At 41.4% G+C, this 19,825-nt stretch carries 19 protein-coding genes; 6 read left to right on the forward strand and 13 right to left on the reverse strand.

Annotated features, from left to right (window positions below; all coding sequences use genetic code 11):
* Positions 1–19 precede the first annotated feature (19 nt).
* A complete protein-coding gene (rpmA, locus tag ACVW2L_RS05895; protein WP_457127034.1) occupies positions 20–445 on the forward strand; it encodes a 50S ribosomal protein L27 in 426 nt (141 codons plus the stop codon).
* Between the two features lie 85 nt (positions 446–530).
* Here the strand turns inward: rpmA and ACVW2L_RS05900 are convergent, their stop codons facing one another.
* The 8 genes from ACVW2L_RS05900 to ACVW2L_RS05935 all read right to left on the reverse strand — a co-directional run bounded on the left by ACVW2L_RS05900 (position 531) and on the right by ACVW2L_RS05935 (position 9,758).
* Entirely contained in the window at positions 531–2,399 is a 1,869-nt protein-coding gene (locus tag ACVW2L_RS05900) for a M1 family metallopeptidase (RefSeq protein WP_457127035.1), read from the reverse strand.
* A gap of 76 nt (positions 2,400–2,475) precedes the next feature.
* Positions 2,476–2,910 (reverse strand): energy transducer TonB, encoded by a 435-nt coding sequence (locus tag ACVW2L_RS05905; RefSeq protein WP_457127036.1) that lies wholly within the window; start codon positions 2,908–2,910, stop codon positions 2,476–2,478.
* Between the two features lie 56 nt (positions 2,911–2,966).
* Positions 2,967–3,380: an energy transducer TonB gene (locus ACVW2L_RS05910; RefSeq protein WP_457127037.1), complete on the reverse strand. Its 414-nt coding sequence runs from the start codon at positions 3,378–3,380 to the stop codon at positions 2,967–2,969.
* A gap of 12 nt (positions 3,381–3,392) precedes the next feature.
* Positions 3,393–4,367, reverse strand: a complete 975-nt coding sequence (locus ACVW2L_RS05915; protein ID WP_457127038.1) for a polyprenyl synthetase family protein — start codon at positions 4,365–4,367, stop codon at positions 3,393–3,395.
* A gap of 20 nt (positions 4,368–4,387) precedes the next feature.
* Positions 4,388–6,526: a ribonuclease R gene (gene rnr, locus ACVW2L_RS05920; RefSeq protein WP_457127039.1), complete on the reverse strand. Its 2,139-nt coding sequence runs from the start codon at positions 6,524–6,526 to the stop codon at positions 4,388–4,390.
* A gap of 80 nt (positions 6,527–6,606) precedes the next feature.
* A complete protein-coding gene (locus ACVW2L_RS05925; RefSeq protein ID WP_457127040.1) occupies positions 6,607–8,298 on the reverse strand; it encodes an ABC transporter ATP-binding protein in 1,692 nt (563 codons plus the stop codon).
* A complete protein-coding gene (locus tag ACVW2L_RS05930; protein ID WP_457127041.1) occupies positions 8,298–9,005 on the reverse strand; it encodes a 3'-5' exonuclease in 708 nt (235 codons plus the stop codon). Before ACVW2L_RS05930 ends, ACVW2L_RS05925 begins: the two co-directional genes overlap by 1 nt.
* A 129-nt stretch (positions 9,006–9,134) precedes the next feature.
* Positions 9,135–9,758 carry a YhcH/YjgK/YiaL family protein gene (locus ACVW2L_RS05935; protein WP_457127042.1) on the reverse strand — a complete coding sequence of 208 codons (624 nt, stop codon included), beginning with the start codon at positions 9,756–9,758 and terminating at the stop codon, positions 9,135–9,137.
* Between the two features lie 324 nt (positions 9,759–10,082).
* Between ACVW2L_RS05935 and ACVW2L_RS05940 the strand changes: the two genes are divergently transcribed.
* The 3 genes from ACVW2L_RS05940 (at position 10,083) to ACVW2L_RS05950 (ending at position 13,141) form a co-directional block, all read left to right on the forward strand.
* A complete protein-coding gene (locus ACVW2L_RS05940; RefSeq protein ID WP_457127043.1) occupies positions 10,083–11,393 on the forward strand; it encodes an MFS transporter in 1,311 nt (436 codons plus the stop codon).
* A 42-nt stretch (positions 11,394–11,435) separates the two neighbouring features.
* Complete coding sequence (locus tag ACVW2L_RS05945) at positions 11,436–12,473, forward strand: LacI family DNA-binding transcriptional regulator (protein ID WP_457127044.1); 1,038 nt, start codon at positions 11,436–11,438, stop codon at positions 12,471–12,473.
* A 95-nt stretch (positions 12,474–12,568) separates the two neighbouring features.
* A complete protein-coding gene (locus tag ACVW2L_RS05950; protein ID WP_457127045.1) occupies positions 12,569–13,141 on the forward strand; it encodes an outer membrane beta-barrel protein in 573 nt (190 codons plus the stop codon).
* On the opposite strand, the gene ACVW2L_RS05955 is transcribed toward ACVW2L_RS05950, so the two are convergent.
* From ACVW2L_RS05955 to ACVW2L_RS05975, 5 genes are all read right to left on the reverse strand, one after another.
* Positions 13,138–14,310, reverse strand: coding sequence for a DUF3667 domain-containing protein (locus tag ACVW2L_RS05955; protein WP_457127046.1), 1,173 nt, complete (start codon positions 14,308–14,310; stop codon positions 13,138–13,140). The two genes, ACVW2L_RS05950 and ACVW2L_RS05955, sit on opposite strands and share 4 nt — an antisense overlap.
* 49 nt (positions 14,311–14,359) lie before the next feature.
* Positions 14,360–15,619: a nucleoside permease gene (locus tag ACVW2L_RS05960; RefSeq protein WP_457127047.1), complete on the reverse strand. Its 1,260-nt coding sequence runs from the start codon at positions 15,617–15,619 to the stop codon at positions 14,360–14,362.
* 198 nt (positions 15,620–15,817) lie between these two features.
* A complete protein-coding gene (locus ACVW2L_RS05965; protein ID WP_457127048.1) occupies positions 15,818–16,417 on the reverse strand; it encodes a bifunctional nuclease domain-containing protein in 600 nt (199 codons plus the stop codon).
* Positions 16,418–16,447: 30 nt separating this feature from the next.
* A complete protein-coding gene (locus ACVW2L_RS05970; RefSeq protein ID WP_457127049.1) occupies positions 16,448–17,425 on the reverse strand; it encodes an electron transfer flavoprotein subunit alpha/FixB family protein in 978 nt (325 codons plus the stop codon).
* A gap of 17 nt (positions 17,426–17,442) precedes the next feature.
* Positions 17,443–18,180 (reverse strand): electron transfer flavoprotein subunit beta/FixA family protein, encoded by a 738-nt coding sequence (locus ACVW2L_RS05975; RefSeq protein WP_457127050.1) that lies wholly within the window; start codon positions 18,178–18,180, stop codon positions 17,443–17,445.
* A 48-nt stretch (positions 18,181–18,228) separates the two neighbouring features.
* Between ACVW2L_RS05975 and ACVW2L_RS05980 the strand changes: the two genes are divergently transcribed.
* A complete protein-coding gene (locus ACVW2L_RS05980; protein WP_457127051.1) occupies positions 18,229–18,567 on the forward strand; it encodes a tetratricopeptide repeat protein in 339 nt (112 codons plus the stop codon).
* 9 nt (positions 18,568–18,576) lie between these two features.
* Positions 18,577–19,770, forward strand: coding sequence for a chromate efflux transporter (gene chrA, locus ACVW2L_RS05985; protein WP_457127052.1), 1,194 nt, complete (start codon positions 18,577–18,579; stop codon positions 19,768–19,770).
* The last annotated feature ends 55 nt before the right edge of the window (positions 19,771–19,825 follow it).

Here is a 19,825-nt window from a genome sequence, read left to right on the forward strand (position 1 = left end):
ATCATAAAGATATTTAGAAATGGCACACAAAAAAGGAGCCGGTAGTTCAAGAAACGGCCGTGAGTCGCATAGCAAACGCTTAGGTATCAAGATATTTGGTGGTCAACCAGCAATTGCCGGTAACATCATCGTTCGTCAGCGTGGTACCAAACACAATCCGGGCCTTAATGTAGGCATCGGTAAAGATCATACCTTATTTGCTTTAGCAAATGGCCAGGTAATTTTCAAAAAGAAAGCAGACAACCGTTCATACGTTTCTGTTGTTCCATTTGAAACTGCACCTGTTGCAGAAGACGCTGCTCCTAAAGCAGCTGCAAAAGTTGAGGCTGTATCTGTTGAAGCACCTGTAGCAGAAGAAGCTCCAAAAGCAAAGAAAGCACCTGCAAAAAAGAAAGCTGAAGAAGCTGAAACTGCTGCTCCTGCTGAAGAAGCTGCTGCTGAGTAAAATATTCTTAAGCAACATATATTTAAAAGGCCCGTATCGTTAGATACGGGCCTTTTTTAGTTTGAGTATGTATGTTTTTATTGATCTACCTGGCCGTCCACCTGTTATCCGCTGCGTTGGCGTCCACAAATATTCCTCCGTCAAGTGTTATTTCTTTAACCGCTTTGGCCGGCCTTACCTTTATGGTAATACTCTTCTGATTTTTCTCCCAAACAGCAGGGGTTTGATGGAAAGTTGTTGTTGTTTTATCCGCATAAGTTACAATCACATCAAATGGAACGGCAAATCCTCCAACGTTTCTCACCATTAGGTTGTAACCACTTCCGCTCTCATCAACCCCGTCTAAAGAAAGATCGATATAAAAAGGTGTGTGAAACCAATTGTAAAAGAACCAATCGAGATTTTTACCAGAACCGGCTGCCATGGAGTTAAAGTAATCCCACGGTATAGGGTGTTTACCGTTCCAGTTATCCATGTAAGTATGCAGCGCTTTTTTAAACAGATCATCGCCCAAATAATCTTTAAGAGCCAGATAGCTTAATGATGGTTTGCCGTAAGCATTGTTACCTGCGCCAAAAGTAACCTGTGGCGATGGTGTAATAATAGGGTTTTCCTGATCATGTTTACCGCGGATCCAGCGGTTGACACGGAAGCTTTTGTAAAACTCATCTGCCGCTTTTTGTCCTTTGGTGCTTATGCCAATAAGGTACTCAAAAGTGGTCGCCCATCCTTCGTCCATAAAAGCGTAACGGCTCTCATTAATACCCATATAAAAAGGCATAAAGGTATGCGCTTGCTCATGATCCTGAACAAGCTCGGCAAAACTTAAGTCGGTTTGGCGGCTGTCATTCATCATCATGGGGTACTCCATATCTGCAAATCCAAGCACGGCTGTACTTTTTTCAAACGGATACGGTACGCCTGGCCATTTATTAGAGAACCATTTTAGTGAATAGCGACTGAACTGTACAGAATGACGAAAATCCTCAGCAACATCGTCATAGGCGGCCTGGGCGCTTACACGGCGGTGGCTTATGCTGTCTATCTCAACACTTGCGCCGTCCCAAACGTAATGATCACTTATGGCAGCAACTACATCTGTAATATTTTTTGATGTGAATGTCCAGGTGTTGAAAGCATTCTGCGCGGTGATATTTTTTTCAGAAAGATCTTTGGTAGAGGCGATATGAATGGTAGAATCGCTCGTGAAAGAAGTTTGCAATTTTTTAGCATACTCTGGCTTTAATACCTGATCGGCATTTTTTAGTGTGCCGGTAGCCCAAACAATGAAATTTTTTGGTGCAGTAACGTTAAGGGTATAATCGTTAAAATCATTATAAAATTCTAAAGAACCGGTGTGAGGTTGTGTGTCCCAACCCTGGTAATCATCGTAAACAGATATGCGTGGATAAAAATACGCCAGGAAATAAGTGCTGGGATCTATAGCGCCGTCGCGGTCTTTTCCGTCGGCTATCTCAAAATGCCAGGTAATGTCCATTTTGATAGAATCCTTGGGCATTAAGGGCTTTGGTAGCGGCAGCATGTAATTGGTAGTGGTTGCTGCGGCATTATCCCATTTAGCAATGGCGCCGTTTATTTTTAGTTCATCTACTGTAACCCCTTGTGCAGAATTATCCGCCTGCCCCGCGTTGCGCCGCGCGGCACGGTGAATATTAACTATCAGTTTCATATTCAGGCTGTCTAATTTATCGGGACTATTGTTAAAATAGGTTATGCGTTCTGTGCCGCTCACCAGCTTATTGGGCGGAGCCACCTGCACGTTAATTTCATAACGGGCGCGATTTTGCCACCAATTTTTTCCCGGTTTACCATTTTTAAGTCGCGTGCCGTTAGCATAACTTGGCGCAATACGCGCAGGGATTGTTAGGGTTTGCGCTTCAGCGTTTAATAAAAAAAGGCAAAGCAATACAGGCAGGAATAGAGACTTTATCATACCAAAATTTGAGTTTGTTTAATATTGCATAAGTTAAAAAAAAACTGGCTTTTTAACTACAATTTAACACGCTTTTTTACAACTGGCTGAACTTTCTGTCCGGCCAATCATCCAATAACTCGAAGTTGATAGGTATGGAGCATATCATGCGCACAGGTATACCGTTTTTAGTTGCCGGTTTCCAGCGATCGAGTTTTTTAGCTACTCTTAAGATTTCTTTATCCTGAATAACAGATAGCCCACGTACTACCTTCAAGTCACTCAGGCGGCCATCGCTTTCAATAACCATTAGCAAATAAACCTTGCCTTTTCGCAGATTCATTCTGTCCCAGTAAGTATACGGAATGCGTTTTAAACGGTTATAAAACTTCTCCATTCCACCTTCAAACTGTGGCATAACATTTACATCATTTAATGCAACAGTAACACTTGTGTTGGATGTGGAAGTTTGCTGCGACCACGCGCTTAACGCAAAAACAAGAGCAATTAAAGTAAGAGTTATCTTTTTCATGCGCTAATGGCTAAGCTTAGTTTATAAAAGCTAATTAGTTAAACAAAGTAATATTATTAATGTGTAAAATCAATGTTAATCGGACGTTTAAAATTAATAGGATAAGTAAATTGTGAGCGCACGGGTACTCCATTAACAGTCCCAGGGTTCCATTTCGGCGAAAGGTTAACAACCCGCAGCACTTCAGCATCTATATCGTCGTCTACCGAACGAAGTATTTTACCATTAGTGATGCTACCATCTTTTTCAATTACAAAAGTAACTAATACCTTGCCATCTTTCCCCCTCGTTCTGGCTTTAATAGGGTACCGGATAGTCTTTTCGAGGAATGAAACGAATGCGCCTGTACCGCCCGGAAACTCCGGTGCTTTATCAAAAGCAAGGTATATTCTATTTGCACTGGTATCACTTTGCGCATTGACTGTAAATGCAAAAAGCGTAATGAATATCGTAAAAAAAGCTTTTTTCATAGAACTAATTTACTAATATTCTCTAACCATCAAGCTATCTGCAAAACTTTTCAAATATTCCTTTTTCTCTATCGGGAGCGATAATTCATCCAAAGCCTTAAACGCTTTATCAGCGTATTTATGCATCTCAGCTTCGGCATAATGCCTTACATTAACTGCATTGTAGATACCGGTTACAGCTTTTACTTTTTTAGCCGCATCGTATTGGGTTAAAGTAAGCCAATTATTTAGCTCTGTCTTGTTTTCGGCGTTTGCCAGTTCAGTAGCTTTTATTAGCAGGTAAGTTTTTTTGTTGGACAAGATGTCACCGCCAACCTGTTTTCCAAATTTTTCGGGATCGCCATAAACGTCAAGTATATCATCTTGTAACTGAAAAGCCAGCCCCAGGTTTTCACCAAATTCTAACAGCAGATCAGCATTTTTTATGTCGGCACCACCAACCAATGCGCCTATTTTTAAAGCCCCACCTAATACTACAGCAGTTTTAAGGCGAATCATTTCAATGTACTCATCAATCTTTACATCGTCGCGTTCTTCAAACTCCATATCCAGCTGCTGTCCCTCGCATACACCAACCGCCGTATTATTAAAAATAGTTAAAATAGTACGCAGTAACCGGTCCTCTACCTGCATAATAAGCTTGTAACCTTCAATCAGCATCACATCACCCGAGAGAATGGCTGTATTGGCGTTCCAGCGCTCGTGTACCGTAGTTTTACCTCTGCGCAGGGGTGCTTTATCCATAATGTCATCATGCATCAGCGTAAAGTTATGGAACACTTCAATGGCAAGGGCGGGTGGCATGGCTTTGTCTACATCGCCGTCAAAAAGATCGCAGGCCATAAGCAACAGTGCAGGGCGCATGCGTTTGCCGCCAAGGTCAAGTATGTAGCTTATGGGTTCGTATAGTGCGGCCGGATAGGGGGGGAAGTCTATTTTTTCAACAGCCTTTTGTATCAGTACCTGTAATTCTTGTATGTCTCTCATGTGTAATTGTCAGGCTGTTATTAATCCTGAACTAAAGAAAAGTCTATCTGTTTTTTAGTAAGGTCTACGTTTTTAACGCGGATCTTTACTTCATCGCCCAGACGGTAAGTCTTCTTTTTCCGCTGACCGATGATGGCGTAGTTTTTCTCATCTAAAGTATAAAAATCATCAGAAATATCGCGCAAACGGATCATGCCCTCGCACTTATTTTCTATTATCTCAACATACATACCCCATTCAGTAACACCCGAAATAACACCTTCGAAGATATTGCCTACCTGATCCTGAAGATATTCTGCCTGTTTGTATTTAACTGAAGCACGTTCGGCGTCGGCAGCTCTCTTTTCCATTTGCGAGCTGTGCTGACTCATTTTTTCGTACATATCCTCGCTGACAGATTGCCCCCCGTTAAGGTAATGCAGCAGCAACCGATGCACCATAACATCCGGGTAGCGCCGTATAGGCGAGGTAAAGTGAGTGTAATAATCGAACGCTAAACCGTAATGACTGCTGGTTTTAGTGGTATAAATAGCCTTGGCCATTGAGCGTATGGCTAAATGAGTGAGCACATTCTGCTCTTTCTTGCCCTCTACATCTTCCATGAGGTGGTTAAGAGAGCGTGCTATGTCTTTGTCAGATTTTGTGTTGATCTTATAGCCAAAGCGCGAAGCAAATTGCGCGAAACTCGCTAGGGCATCGGGCTTAGGCGAATCGTGCGCACGGTATACAAAGGTATATCTATGCTTGCCTTTGCCTTTCTTGGCTATAAATTCAGCAACTTTGCGGTTGGCCAACAGCATAAAATCTTCTATTAGCTTATGTGCATCCTTGCGTTCTTTTATATAAACACCTGTGGGTTTGCCTTTTTCGTCGAGCTTAAATTTAACCTCGGTAGTTTCAAAACTTATAGCTCCGTTCTTAAACTTGCGGTCGCGAAGAATATAGGCTAACTCATTAAGCTTTAATATCTCAGCCGTAAAGTCGCCTTCTTTTGCCTCAATAACTTCTTGTACTTCTTCATACGTAAAGCGCCTGTTAGAGTGAATGACGGTTTTACCGAACCATTCAGTAATGATGTTGGCTTGCTCATCCAGTTCAAAAACTGCTGCGAAACATAGTTTATCCTCGTTAGCGCGTAATGAGCACAAGCCGTTAGACAAGCGCTCCGGCAGCATGGGTATCACCCGGTCTACCAGGTAAACAGATGTTCCGCGCTCAAAAGCTTCTTTATCTAAAGCCGAATCGGGAATTATATAATGTGCAACATCTGCAATATGTACGCCTACTTCGTAATTGCCATTTTCCAGCTTTTTGAATGATAGGGCATCATCAAAATCCTTAGCATCAAATGGGTCAATAGTAAAAGTTATGGTATCTCTAAAGTCGCGCCGTTTAGCTATTTCTGTAGGGGTGATGTCTGCTGATATCTGTTCTGCATCATGCTCAACCTCTGCCGGAAACGAAAGCGGGAAACCGTACTCAGCCAGAATGGCGTTCATTTCGGTGTCGTTCTCGCCTTGCTCGCCTAACACATGCTTAATACGCCCCACGGGATTACGGGCACCTGCCGGCCAATCGGTTATCTCTGCCACCGCTTTAATGCCATTTTTTGCTGAATTGAGCTCGCTCATCGGGATAAAAATGTCGTGCATCATTTTGCGGTCATCAGGTATTAAAAAGGCATAACGTTCAGACATTTTTAAAACGCCTGTAAATTCTGTTTTGGCACGTTGTATTATTTCTATTACCTCGCCCTCCTGGCGGCGGCCCTTGCTTTTGGCGTATACATACACCTTTACGCGGTCGCCGTTAAGTGCATTGCGCAATTTTCGCGGAGCAACAAAAATGTCGCTTTCGCTTTCATCATCTGTAACGATAAAGGCAGAACCATCATTAGTAAGGTCGACTTTCCCTTCCACAAAAGTTTTTAATTCAAGCAACTGGAATTTACCTGGGGACACTTCTTTTAAAACTTGCTTAAAGGCTTCGTCCTTTAGTATATCACCAATCACATCCCGCGATTCAGGATCGCGGATGTTTAATTTAGCCGATACTTGTTTATAGTTTAAAGGGGTATTTCCGTTCTGCTCAAAAACATCCAGCACCAGCTGGGTGAGCACTTTATTTATAGATGAGTTGGTATTCTTTTTTTTTGACATAGGTAGATAACGTTAAATGCCTGCGTAACGCATCATTTTCATCAAAGATAATCAATTATAGATACAAAGAAGTTTTGCCATTAGCCCAGTATAGCATCGATCAATTTCTGCGTGTACTCATTTTTCGGAGACGAGTAAATATCATCCGGATAACCTTTCTCGACTATCTCGCCTTTGTTCATCACCATCATTCTATCCGAAATGTGCCTTATAACAGCCAAATCGTGCGAAATGAAGATATAGGAGAGGCCAAACTCCTGCTGTAACTCGCGGATCAAATTCAAAACCTGAGCTTGTACTGATACATCCAAGGCAGATACAGATTCATCACAGATGATAAATTTAGGCTGTAGTGCAAGGGCACGCGCAATAACTATACGCTGCCGCTGCCCGCCCGAAAATTCGTGCGGATAACGGTTAAAATGATCTGGGGAGAGGTTGACACGTTCCAACAGGTTCATCACTTTTTGCCTGCGTTGGGTGTTGTTGCTATAGAGGCCATGTACGGTTAATGGTTCCATTATTGACTGCCCAATGGTTTGCTGCGGGTTTAACGAAGAATAAGGATCCTGAAAAATGATCTGCATGTCCCGTCTCATTTCTCGGAGCGCTTCACCTTTTAAACCTCTAACATTAGTACCGTCAAAAACAATATCGCCTGCAGTAGGCTCTATCAGGCGCAATATGCTTCGACCTAAGGTTGTTTTACCGCAGCCCGATTCGCCAACCAAACCAAGTGTTTCGCCGGGGTATACTTCAAAACTTACGTCGTTGACGGCTTTTATAACTGTTTTATCACGACTGAAAAGGCCCGCGCTTTGGCCAAACCATGTGCTTAAGTTGTTTACTTTTAAAATAGGCTCTGCCGCGTAAAGCTTTTTTTGCCTTTCAGCAACTTCCCCGGGCTTATAACTATTCAATTGGCGCATGGTATGAATAGTGGCAGATGTATCTGCCAAAAAATCAGCAATAACCGGAAGGCGTTTTAATCTCACGTATACAGACGGCCTGCAAGCCAACAGGCCTTTTGTATAAGGGTGTTGCGGGTTGTTAAATAAAACTTCAACGTCTCCCTGTTCAACAATTTCGCCTTTATACATTACCAATAAACGATCAGCTATTTCACTAACAACTCCCAGATCATGCGATATGAATATCAAACTCATCTCGCGCTGCTCCTTCAATTTGTGCAACAAGGCCAATATTGTTTTTTGTACGGTTACGTCCAGTGCGGTGGTCGGCTCATCGGCAATTAATATCTCCGGGTCGCAGGCAAGCGCCATAGCTATCATAACACGCTGTTTCTGCCCTCCTGATAATTGATGGGGATAGCTATCAAATATGGCTTCGGGGCGTGGTAGCTGTACCTCGTTGAATAATTGTATCGCTTTAACTTTTGAGTCTGATTTATTTAAGCCAATATGTAACTGAATAGCTTCAATTAGCTGATAACCACAAGTTAATACAGGATTTAACGAAGTCATGGGCTCCTGGAAGATCATTGCCATCCTGTTACCACGAATGCTACGCATTTGCTCCTCGCTTAACTCAAATAAATTGATGTTTTCTAATACGGCGCTGCCTGATATAGATGCACCGGAGGCGCTGAGCAGCCTCATTAATGCAAGCGAAGTGACAGATTTACCCGAGCCCGATTCGCCTACAATACCTAAAGTTTCGCCTTTATTAAGGGTGAAATTGATGCCATTAACAGCTTTAAAAACACCGTTTTGTGTATCAAATTCAACTGTTAAATTGGTTATATTAAGCATTAGCCAACTATAGTTATGTTCTCTTCTTCAATAAGTTCTTCGCCACGGTAGCGCCTTAACAATTGTGCGGTTGCCACAACATCCTTTTGGCAATAAGTGCTTATACGGTCCAACTGATTGTCTTTCCAGTAAACATCGCCAACCATGCTTCCGTCTATATCATCCTTAGGTGTTGGGATATTAAATATCGTAGTGAGCAGGTTAAGGGAAGTATAGCTTTTATAATCGCCAAATTTCCAGAGTTCCATTGTATCCAGATGATTTATTTCCCAGGGCTTTTTGCCAGCTATTTCCAACTGCGATGGCAACGGGAGTCCATGTATCAGCATGCGGCGGCACAGATACGGAAAATCAAACTCTTTGCCATTGTGGGCGCATAATACAAGTGTATTAGGCTGTCCTTTAAGCATTTTTGAAAAGCTGATCAATACTTCGCGTTCGTCATCGCCTGCGAAGGATTTTATGCGTAAGCCGGTATTTTTGCCACCCGTAAAAATGCCTACAGAAATACAAATTATTTTGCCGAACTCCGCCCATATGCCTGCACTTTTATAAAAATTCTCTGCGCTTTCCTCTTTTCTGTTGTATAGCGTTTTTTTATCCCAAAGGAGTTTCAAATTATCGGGTACCTGGTTGTAAGTACTGTATTGCGGAACAGTCTCAATATCAAGCACCATTAAATTATTCAGATCGTATTGCTCAAGCATAAATAAAACGGAAATTTATCAATGGCAATATAGCAATTGTATAGATTGTTGCTTTAACCCAAACAGCTATAAATAAAAAAGGGCATCATAAAATGACGCCCCTTTTCATTTAGTTAATGCTTTGACTTATTACAATTGAGCGGCTTTTACCTTTACCACTATTTTTTTATCTCTATCGGGGCCGTCATCGGTTTTAATTGCCGGGCGGTGTGATGTTTTAGGAAAAAATATTAGCAAAGTATCCGGGTCGCCTTCAAAGTATTCGCCGGGAAGAGAACTTTCATAAAAACCAATATCGCTTCCGGCATTAAACGGAGTGGCCCATTTAGCATCAGCCGGCGGAGCCATCTTACCCATTTTTTCTTTACCACGTATCACCATTTGCAAATCGATATATTTTTCGTGCACTTCCCATCTGCTAACTTCAAAAGTTTTTAAGGGTCCATCGGTTGTGATGCCATAGGCATTACTTCCGCTAACCGGTTTGGTGCCTGTAGGCAGATCTTGCAGGTTAGTAGTTGCTAAATATACAAATACACTATCCCACAAAGGTTTGTTAGCATGATATTGCGCAGCAAACTGAACATAATCCACACTTGGAGAAAGTTTTGGTTTAAAGCCATTACGCCATTCGCCTTTATCGGCCCATGCCTTAGCTGTCTTTTCTGTCCATTTGGTTTGCGAAAACGCTGTGTTAGCGGCTACACCTAAAATAATAAGGCAAACCAGCTTGTAGATGAATGATCTTCTCATGTTTTAAAATTCTGTTAAAAGCTCACTTAACGTGAAATAATTGGATTTATAGACCAATTATACGAGTATTAGTTTAAAATAGGGAGGCAATAGGGTAAAATTTATGCTATAATACTATTGTTCAAAACTTTTGGCCTATTTCGATTTCGTAAAAATTAAGCCCCTTTATGCTTTTTAATTATGGCAAGTAATTGTAAAATTGCCAATATTTATACAATCAACAATACCTATAAACCAATTAATATTATTGTAAGTTGCCAAATAGTATTGAGGTGAATTTATTTAAACTGTATACTGCGCTTTAGGCGACATCATCAAACCAAAATGAACCAAACAAAAACAGGTAATTATCGCTGGACTATTTGCTCTCTGCTTTTCTTTGCTACAACTGTTAACTATCTTGATCGGCAGGTAATTAGTTTGTTAAAGTCAGACCTGACTACCCAATTTAACTGGAATGACGGCGATTATGCAAATATTGAGATAGCATTTAAAATATCGTATGCCATTGGCTTGCTTATTTCAGGTAGGCTTATTGACAAGCTCGGCACAAAAATGGGATATTTTTGGGCGACATTTCTGTGGAGCGTATCAGCAGTTTGTCACGCTTTCGCAAACAGTACTTTGGGTTTTGCTGTGGTGCGTGGCGCATTAGGTTTAAGCGAGTCGGGTAATTTTCCAGCAGCTATAAAAACAACCGCAGAGTGGTTCCCTAAAAAAGAGCGAGCGCTTGCAACAGGCATATTTAATTCGGGTGCCAACATTGGTGCTATTATAGCGCCGTTAACCGTTCCATTCATTGCGGTGGCGTGGGGATGGAAATGGGCTTTTGTTATTACAGGTTCCATTGGTTTTATATGGTTAGTATTATGGTTGATTTTTTATGAAATTCCTGCTAAGCAAAAGCGTGTAACACAGGCTGAGTTAGACTTTATCAGTAGTGATATGGACGAGAAAGACAGATCTGATAAGTTAAAGGAAGACAACAAAGTATCGTGGTTTCAATTGCTTAAATACAAGCAAACCTGGGCTTTCTCTCTGGGTAAGTTTTTAACTGACCCTATATGGTGGTTCTACCTTTTTTGGTTACCTGATTTTTTAGAAAGTCAGTATGGTTTAAAGGGAACTCAAATAGCCATACCAGTTGCCCTTGTTTACACAATATCTACATTTGGCAGTGTGCTTGGCGGATATCTTCCAAAAAAACTTATTGATAATAACTGGCCTGTGTTTAAAGCGCGTAAAACTTCTATGCTCATCTATGCCATTGCAGTTATTCCAATAATATTTGCACAGGTATTAGGCAATATAAATATGTGGCTGGCTGTACTAATAATTGGTTTTGCCGCATCAGCTCATCAAGCCTGGAGTGCCAATATATTCACTACTGTTTCAGACATGTTTCCTAAAAAGGCGGTAGGTTCAATTACCGGCATTGGCGGTATGTTTGGCTCTGCTGGTGGTGTATTGCTATCATGGCTGGTGCAGAAGAAAATGTTTTTGCACTACCGCGAAATAGGTCAAATAGAAACCGCATATTATATTATGTTTTTTGTATGCGGGGCCGCCTATTTACTAGCCTGGTGCGTTATGCATTTCTTGGTGCCCAAGATGAAACAGGTTGACTTAGATTAGATATTAGTATTATATATTTGTACCGTATTAACAGCACAGATTATGAGTAGTTACAAAGCCCTAACAATGAATGATATTGCGAAAGCATTAAATCTTTCTGCGTCTACGGTTTCAAAAGCGCTTAGCGATAGCTACGAGATCAGTGAAAAAACCAAGCAATTGGTTAACGACTACGCTAAGCAAAACAATTATCGCCCTAATTTAATTGCCCAAAGCCTTAAACAGGGGCATAGCAATTCCATTGGGGTTGTTGTAGCGTCGGTTGATAATCCGTTCTTTTCGCAGATAATAAACGGGATAGAATCTGTTGCATATAACGAGGGTTACAATATTATAATTACGCAGACCCATGAATCGCATGAGCTGGAAGTACAGAACGTAAACCACCTGGCCCACCGTTCTGTTGATGGTATGCTGGTTGCGATATCAACCGAAACTCAAAATATAGAACACCTTAAAAAACTGCAACAGCAAGGCCTGCCTATTATATTTTTTGATCGCGTAACAGACGATATGGATACTCATAAAGTTACGGTTGAGAATTTTAAGAGTGCTTATGATTCTACTGCTTATCTTATCAGCTTAGGCTATAAAAGAATAGCGCATATCACATCCTTTGATGATACATCTGTTATGCGCGAGCGTTTAGCAGGCTATGAGAAAGCGTTGATTGATAAGGGGTTTGAAGTAGACGAGGACCTTATCAAACATTGTTTTGGTACCGGGCGTGATAGGGCTAAATTGAAAGAAGCTTTAGATGAGCTGTTTGCTTTAGCTGATGCTCCCGATGTTATTTTCTCGGCATTTGATAAGATAACCACTGTTGCGTTGTCCCTGCTTCATGAAATGAAGAAATCGGTGCCGGAGGATGTGGCCCTGCTTGGTTTTACTAACACCATACTGGCCGATATTTTAAATCCGCCGCTTACGAGTATTACTCAACCCGGTTTTGAAATGGGCAAAGAAGCTACCAGGATGCTTATCCACTTAATTAAGGACGAACATGCCGTAACTAAGTTCGAAACCATTGTACTGCCTACCGAATTGGTTGTGCGAGACTCCTGTCCGCCAAAGAAGTAAAATTGGTGTGGATCATTTTATACAATATTTTTGCACGCTAAAAACAAAAAGCGTTGCAAATACCTTCCATTATAAACATAATGATAATCTATATTATGAAAAAGATTACAACTACATTACTGCTTAGTGCAGTAGTTTGCTTTTCTGCGTCTGCGCAGTTATCACCTAAATTTCAGTTTGGTGTTAAAGGAGGAGTAAACTTAACCAGCCTTTCAAAATCGGGTACTTTCAATAGCGATAATCAGGCCGGTTATTTAGGCGGTATCTGGATGCGGTTTGGGGCATTAGGTTTTAATGTTCAACCCGAGGCCTACGTAACCAGTAAAAGCGTTGTTATAGACGGCAGTAGTGCCAAGTTCACAAGTTTAGATATGCCGGTATTATTCGGCGGTAAGGTGGGAGCCTTAGGCTTCGGTACCAGGTTTTATACAGGCCCGGTTGTATCATTTGCTATTAACAAAGAACAAAGTTTTGGTACAGCTGCTGCAAACGCGGCTAAACTTAATTATAAAGATCAAAATTTTGCATGGCAATTAGGGGCAGGTGTGGACATACAGAAAATATCAATAGACCTACGCTACGAAAAAGGCCTTAGTAAACAGGAATATGGCACGGGCTCAACTAAAATTAACTTGTTTAATCTTAGCCTTGGCTACCGTTTATTTTAAACCTCAACTATAGCCGTTATCACAACAAGCAATAGTAACGAGATGCTTAGCGTGATCATGTAGCTGAACGACAGGCCGATAGTTTTACTTACAGTACGCATTACGCCACGGTGGTAAACTACGCGTAACGATCTGTATAGGTACCAAAACACACCGAAAAACCCTGCTACATCAAGATAATGGTCTATCTGTGTCCAATCTTGTGGTATTACCCTTTTCAAAAGCATTAGTACTGTCAGAAATAGAAACATAAAACAATGAAAGTGGAACGAGAATATTAAATGTTCAACGTAAAACTTTTTGTTTTTATAAAACCAAACCTTAAGCATCAATGCAAACAGCGGCAGTAATAAAAACATCATTTTGGGTGCGTTGTGTTTAACGCCGTCTTCAATCATTTTTTTAGAGTTTGATCCACCTTTCTTTTTCCAGGCGTAAGCTTTTTTGTTGTAATACCTTTCTACCAAATTATCGCGTTTGTTGGCGGGTAACTTTTGCTGATTAACTAAATATTGATCGTAAGTATCATCGTCTGTGGTTGCTATAACGAGGTCAGACAAGCCATCGTAAGTGTAGGTTGTGTCCAAATCGCCTTTCGGATTTTTCTTAATCGTAAAGGTGTCATATACAAAAGTTGTATCGTTTTTGCCGTTCTTATCCGTCTTGACTTTTATACTCTGAACAACTTGGCCAGAGTCAGTTTTACGGCCTTTTAAGGCGCTTATTCTGTTTAGACCTGATTGTATTATTCTTTTTTGTGAGGGGGTGAGCGAGGAGTCGCTTTTAATATCGTTTGCTGCGTCGGCCCATTCTGTTGCAGTCACTTTTTTACCGCTGTCTTTATCTTTCTCTTCATGATCGGTGCCACTAAATAACAAAACAAAATAGACCAAACTTATAAAAATGTACATTTTAACCGGGTGAAGATACTGCACGCGCCTGCCTGCCATGTACTCGTTGGTTAACTTTCCCGGAAAAAAAAATAAAGGCTTAAGTGTATGGAAAAATTGATGATCGAAATGAAAATAGTCGCTTACCGCATGAGTTATCATGTGGCCGAAACTCTCTTTTATTTGCAGATTTTCTTGTCCGCACGAATGGCAATATTTACCATGTAATTCACTTCCGCAGTTTAAGCAATCATTCTCGTGGCGATAATGTTTTCTCATTAAAAATGATACTTTTTAGGTATTTAAATTCAAATAAATCTTTTTCATCCTATGCATGCTTTATAGCATGTTTAAGGGCCGCATTGTGCTTGTATTTAAATACAAAAGGAAATATAACTGCGATAACCAATGCATAACCGGCAAAAGCCAGCCATATGCCGTGCCAGTTTTTACTGCCGTCAGCAAGTGTAAAGTATTCATCTATCACTACACCGCTAATTAAGCTGCCAAATAATGCACCAAAGCCATTCACCATCATCATAAATAGACCCTGTGCGCTTCCTCTTATTTCGGGGGTGGTTTGGGTCTCTACAAACAATGATCCTGATATGTTAAAGAAATCGAAAGCCATACCGTAAACTATACAAGATAGTACGATCATCCAAAGGCCATCTGCAGGGTTGCCAAAAGCAAACAAACCGAACCGTAACACCCATGCCAACATGCTGAACAGCATTACATACTTTATTCCGAATTTACGCAGGAAGAAAGGTATAGCAAGGATAAACAAGGTTTCGGATATCTGTGATATAGACATAATAATAGCCGGGTATTTAACAGCTATAGTGTCTTTATAGGCCGGGTTTGTATCAAAATCATGGATGTAAGTGTCGCCGTAGGCATTGGTTAACTGCAACGCGGCTCCCAACAAAAGCGAGAACAGGAAGAATAAAAAAAATCGTGAATCTCTGAACAATTTAAACGCATTAAGGCCCAGATCACCTGATGCTAATACGCCTGTGGCCTTGTTAAACAGCGGCCTGGTTTTAGGTAGCGTGAATGCGTATAAACCTAATAGTAATGATACCCCCGAGGCTATATAGAATTGATTGGCGGTTTTTTCGTTATTGGTTAAGCTTACCGCCCATAAAGCAGCAATGAAACCTACAGTGCCCCAGGTGCGGATAGGTGGGAATACCTTTACTACATCCATATTGCTGTTTTTTAATGCCGAATAACAAACTGTAATAGATAAAGAAAGAGTAGGCATGTAAAACACCATGTTCAATAATATCACCCAAAAGAAAACATTAGGATCATTGATCAACGGGATTGTAAAGAGTACCGCAGCGCCGCACAAATGAAGAATACCATAAAGCCTCTCGGCGTTTACGTATCGATCTGCAATGATGCCGGCAATAGTGGGCACAAAAATGGACGAGATGCCCATGGTAGAGAAGATGGCCCCAAATTGAGCACCAGACCAACCTTTATTTTGAAACCAATACGCACCAACAGTAAGCAACCAAGCCCCCCAGATAAAAAATTGCAAAAAATTCATCGCTATTAAGCGGAACTTAATATTCATATGGCTGCCAGGGATTACAGATAATAAAACAGTTAATTATGAGCGGAAAATAAGTAATTATTTCGGATTTCTGAGGCTCGATTTCGGATTTACAGAAATCGAAGTTTTATCGTGATCCGCCTCATACATAAAGACTAAGCTAAAACGAGATAATAGCGCCAATATAAAAATCCGAGATCGAACATCTAAAATCCGATATCAAGAGGCTTTACGGCGATTTAATTCATCGCGTATTTTGGCAGCTTTCTCGTAGGATTCTTCTGTAAGGGCCTCCTGTAGTTTAGTTTTTAACTCGTCGGTACTTAAGGCTGAAAAACCGGCTACAGGGTTTACAGGGGCGGACTCTTCCGGAGTTTCGGAAATATTTTCAAGATAAACAAACTCGTTGCCCTCTATAACAATGCCTGCGCTTGAAAGAATAAACTCGTAAGTATAAATGGGGCAGTCAAACCTTACAGCCAACGCAATAGCATCTGAAGTTCGGGCGTCTATCTCTAAACTTTTTTTACCGTCTGTACAAATCAACTTTGAATAAAATATACCGTCTACCAGGTTATATATGATCACTTCCTGAATGGATATGTGGTAGGCTTCGGCAAAACTTTTAAAAAGATCATGAGTAAGCGGACGACTGGGCGTCATTTTTTCAATTTCAATGGCAATGGCTTGCGCTTCAAAACTGCCAATTATTATGGGCAACCTTCTTCTGCCATTAATTTCGCCCAAAACCAGCGCATAAGCGCCCGATTGCGTTTGGCTATAAGATAGCCCAACAATATCGAGCTCTATTTTTTTCATATTATTACCCATCACAACCTAATTCCTGTTTTATGCTGTCTTTTTATAATTTTTAATAGCTGCTATCAATTTTGGTACCACTTCAAAGGCATCGCCAACAATGCCATAATCAGCAACTTTAAAAAAAGGTGCATCAGGGTCTTTATTAATAACCACAATTGTTTTGGATGAGCTAACACCTGCAAGGTGCTGTATGGCTCCCGAAATTCCCACCGCAATATACAAATTTGGGCTTACAGCTATGCCTGTTTGTCCAACATGTTCGCTATGCGGTCGCCAACCTGCGTCTGATACCGGTTTTGAACAGGCCAACGCAGCGCCCAACACTTCAGCCAGCTCTTCTAAAATGCCCCAATTTTCCGGCCCTTTAAGGCCGCGTCCGCCCGAAACAATGATCTCTGCCTCGGGTAGCGGAACTTTATCGGTGTTCTGAACAATCTCTTTTAGCATCGCCTTAAAGTCAGATTCATTTAATGTGGCATTAAACTCTTCTATGTTTTCTGGCTTTACTTTTTCAACAATTTTGTAAGAGTTAGGTGTAAGCGAGATCACTTTATTGGCTGACGATAATTCAACCATAGCAAATGCTTTGCCCGAAAACGCTGTTTTTTTAACAATGAACTTCCCGCCATCCTGGGTTGGTAAGGCAACTACACCATCGGCTACTCCTGCATGCAACTTAACACCTATTCTCGGTGCTAAACCCCGGCCCGAAAAAGAGTTGGATAGCACAACAATTGTTGCAGCTTCGCTTTTAGCGACTTCAGCAATTACCGATGCATAAGCTTGGTTGACGAAATTTTTAAGCTTGTTATTAGATACTATAAGGGTTTTTTCTGCGCCATATTGCGCAAGTATTTTAAGCTCGGCCGCATCAACATCACCTACAGAGAGAGCTGTTAATGTGGTATTATTTTGGTCGGCAACGGCGCGGGCATAACTCACAACTTCAAAAGCTGATTTTTTAAAGCTGCCACCGGCGTTTTCCACGTATACTAAAATTGACATATTAGAATTTTGGTTATTTAGATAACACGCGCTTCATCATGCAATAACTCTACCAGTTGTTCGGGCGTACTTACTGCAACTAATTTAACCTGGCCGCGCGGTGCCGGTGTTTCATAACCTACAATGGTAGAATTTGTTTCCACGTTTACAGGCTCAACAACTGTTAATGGCTTGCTACGCGCCGACATGATACCCCTCATGTTAGGTATTTTAGGTTCGGTAACGCCTTCTGCACAACCCGCAACTAAGGGCAGGGGTATGGTTGATATCTCTTTTCCGCCTTCAATTTCGCGTTCAACGATGGCGTTAGTGCCTTCAATATCTATTTTTTTTATGATAGAAACGGATGGAATATCTAATAATTCACCCAACATACCCGCTACTTTTGATCCATTGTAATCAATTGATTCGCGACCCGTCAATATCAGATCATAAGCGTTTTCTTTTACATAATTAGCTATCTGGCTGGCAACGAAAAACGCGTCCTGCGGCAAAGCGTTAATCCGCACAGCATCAGTAGCGCCAACTGCCAAAGCTTTGCGCATGGTAGGCTCGGTACTTGCTTCGCCCACGTTAATAACTGTAACCGATCCGCCGCTCGTTTCTGTAAGTTCAACAGCGCGCACAAGGGCTATCTCATCATACGGATTAAGTATGAACTGCACACCACTTGTATTAAATTGGGTGTTGTTGTTGGTAAAAGTTATTTTTGTGGTGGTATCAGGGACACTACTTATGCATACCAGTACTTTCATAGACAAACGGTTTTTACAAATTTAGACAAAAAAGGCATAGTTTTAAAAATGGAGATAAGCAGATTAGACAAGCTACTGGAGTTTTACAAGAGCGAACCCAATGATGAATTTTTGAAATATGCTCTTGCAACCGAGTATCTGCGTTTAAATGAGGCAGATAAGGCATTGCATTATTATGAGGATCTGATAAACAATCATCCAAATTATACCGGTACATATTATCATTTAGGTAAGCTTTATGAAGCACTGGGGCGCAAGGATGATGCAATTTATACTTACCAAACCGGCATGACAATAACCAAGGCAAAACGCGACAATCACGCTTTCTCTGAATTACAGGCCGTTTACCGTGAAGCCATTGGCGAGGATGATGACGAAGATTGGTAGAACCCGGCTATGAATAAACGCAAGCTCCTTTTTATACGCGACATAATTTTTTATACGCTTACCGCCTTCGGCGGGCCGCAGGCGCATATAGCTATTTTGCTACGGGAGTTTGTTCAAAAACGCAGGTACATAACCGAGGAAGAGTTGGTTGAGTTAAACGCGCTATCGCAGCTATTGCCCGGGCCCTCATCAACACAAACACTTATTGGGATAGCCTGGAAAGTGGGCGGCCTGCGTATGGCCATCATTACTTTTCTGATATGGGTATTCCCGTCGGCGGCTATTATGTGCTTTGCGGCTATCAGCTACAGTATGTTCTCTAATCACGAAAAAGTAGCTTCGGTATTGCGTTATATGCAACCTATGGCTATTGGGATTGTTGCTTACGCTACGTTCAGTTTTGCGCAACGGTTTTTGAAAACCCGCACAAGTACCATGCTGGCAGCGGGCTCAATGTTAGCAACGCTCATACTTCAATCTCCCTACGCGTTCCCTATACTTATTTTGATAGGAGGGATCATATCATCAGCGTTAGATGCACCACCACAGGAAAGCGAACTACGGGTGAAATTATTTGCTAATGTTAACCCAAACAAAGTAGCCTACTTTATTGGCATACTGCTGGCTTTTGCTGCTTTAGGTGCTGTTATTAACCGCACGTCGCCTTTTAGCTTGCCCATAAGGCTGTTTGAGAACTTTTACCGTAACGGCATTTTGATATTTGGCGGCGGCCAGGTATTGATCCCCTTGATGTACACAGAATTTGTTGAGCTGAAGCACTACCTAACCGGCGCCGAATTCTTATCGGGCTATGCGCTGCAACAGGGTTTGCCGGGGCCAACCTTCTCTTTTACATCATTTTTGGGGGGTATTGCCATGGCTAAGTATGGTGTGGGGGGGCAGATCATTGGCAGTATTATAGCGGTAATAGGCATAAACCTTCCCGGCTTTATCCTCATAACCTTTATCGTACCATTTTGGAACGACCTAAAAAAGATAACGCGCATAAAAAACTCCATGAGCGGTATTAACGCGGTCGCTGTTGGTTTTATGGCTACTGCCTTTATTTTGCTGATGAAACCCTTTGCGGGCAATTGGATGGCTTATGGCTTAATGCTGGCTACCTTTTTACTTCTGCATTTCACCAAAATAAAGACACCGGTGATTATTCTTATTGGGGTAGTATTGGGTCTTGTTTTTTAACATACCCGATCAAACTTACCAACACCCCATTGTTTAAGCGGCTCAATATTTAAAT

Source organism: Mucilaginibacter sp. HD30, from assembly GCF_054061755.1.

Coding starts and splice junctions, on each gene's coding strand:
- rpmA (WP_457127034.1), top strand. CDS start 20: ATGGCACACAAAAAAGGAGCCGGTAGTTCAAGAAACGGCCGTGAGTCG.
- ACVW2L_RS05900 (WP_457127035.1), bottom strand. CDS start 2,399: ATGATAAAGTCTCTATTCCTGCCTGTATTGCTTTGCCTTTTTTTATTA.
- ACVW2L_RS05905 (WP_457127036.1), bottom strand. CDS start 2,910: ATGAAAAAGATAACTCTTACTTTAATTGCTCTTGTTTTTGCGTTAAGC.
- ACVW2L_RS05910 (WP_457127037.1), bottom strand. CDS start 3,380: ATGAAAAAAGCTTTTTTTACGATATTCATTACGCTTTTTGCATTTACA.
- ACVW2L_RS05915 (WP_457127038.1), bottom strand. CDS start 4,367: ATGAGAGACATACAAGAATTACAGGTACTGATACAAAAGGCTGTTGAA.
- rnr (WP_457127039.1), bottom strand. CDS start 6,526: ATGTCAAAAAAAAAGAATACCAACTCATCTATAAATAAAGTGCTCACC.
- ACVW2L_RS05925 (WP_457127040.1), bottom strand. CDS start 8,298: ATGCTTAATATAACCAATTTAACAGTTGAATTTGATACACAAAACGGT.
- ACVW2L_RS05930 (WP_457127041.1), bottom strand. CDS start 9,005: ATGCTTGAGCAATACGATCTGAATAATTTAATGGTGCTTGATATTGAG.
- ACVW2L_RS05935 (WP_457127042.1), bottom strand. CDS start 9,758: ATGAGAAGATCATTCATCTACAAGCTGGTTTGCCTTATTATTTTAGGT.
- ACVW2L_RS05940 (WP_457127043.1), top strand. CDS start 10,083: ATGAACCAAACAAAAACAGGTAATTATCGCTGGACTATTTGCTCTCTG.
- ACVW2L_RS05945 (WP_457127044.1), top strand. CDS start 11,436: ATGAGTAGTTACAAAGCCCTAACAATGAATGATATTGCGAAAGCATTA.
- ACVW2L_RS05950 (WP_457127045.1), top strand. CDS start 12,569: ATGAAAAAGATTACAACTACATTACTGCTTAGTGCAGTAGTTTGCTTT.
- ACVW2L_RS05955 (WP_457127046.1), bottom strand. CDS start 14,310: ATGAGAAAACATTATCGCCACGAGAATGATTGCTTAAACTGCGGAAGT.
- ACVW2L_RS05960 (WP_457127047.1), bottom strand. CDS start 15,619: ATGAATATTAAGTTCCGCTTAATAGCGATGAATTTTTTGCAATTTTTT.
- ACVW2L_RS05965 (WP_457127048.1), bottom strand. CDS start 16,417: ATGAAAAAAATAGAGCTCGATATTGTTGGGCTATCTTATAGCCAAACG.
- ACVW2L_RS05970 (WP_457127049.1), bottom strand. CDS start 17,425: ATGTCAATTTTAGTATACGTGGAAAACGCCGGTGGCAGCTTTAAAAAA.
- ACVW2L_RS05975 (WP_457127050.1), bottom strand. CDS start 18,180: ATGAAAGTACTGGTATGCATAAGTAGTGTCCCTGATACCACCACAAAA.
- ACVW2L_RS05980 (WP_457127051.1), top strand. CDS start 18,229: ATGGAGATAAGCAGATTAGACAAGCTACTGGAGTTTTACAAGAGCGAA.
- chrA (WP_457127052.1), top strand. CDS start 18,577: ATGAATAAACGCAAGCTCCTTTTTATACGCGACATAATTTTTTATACG.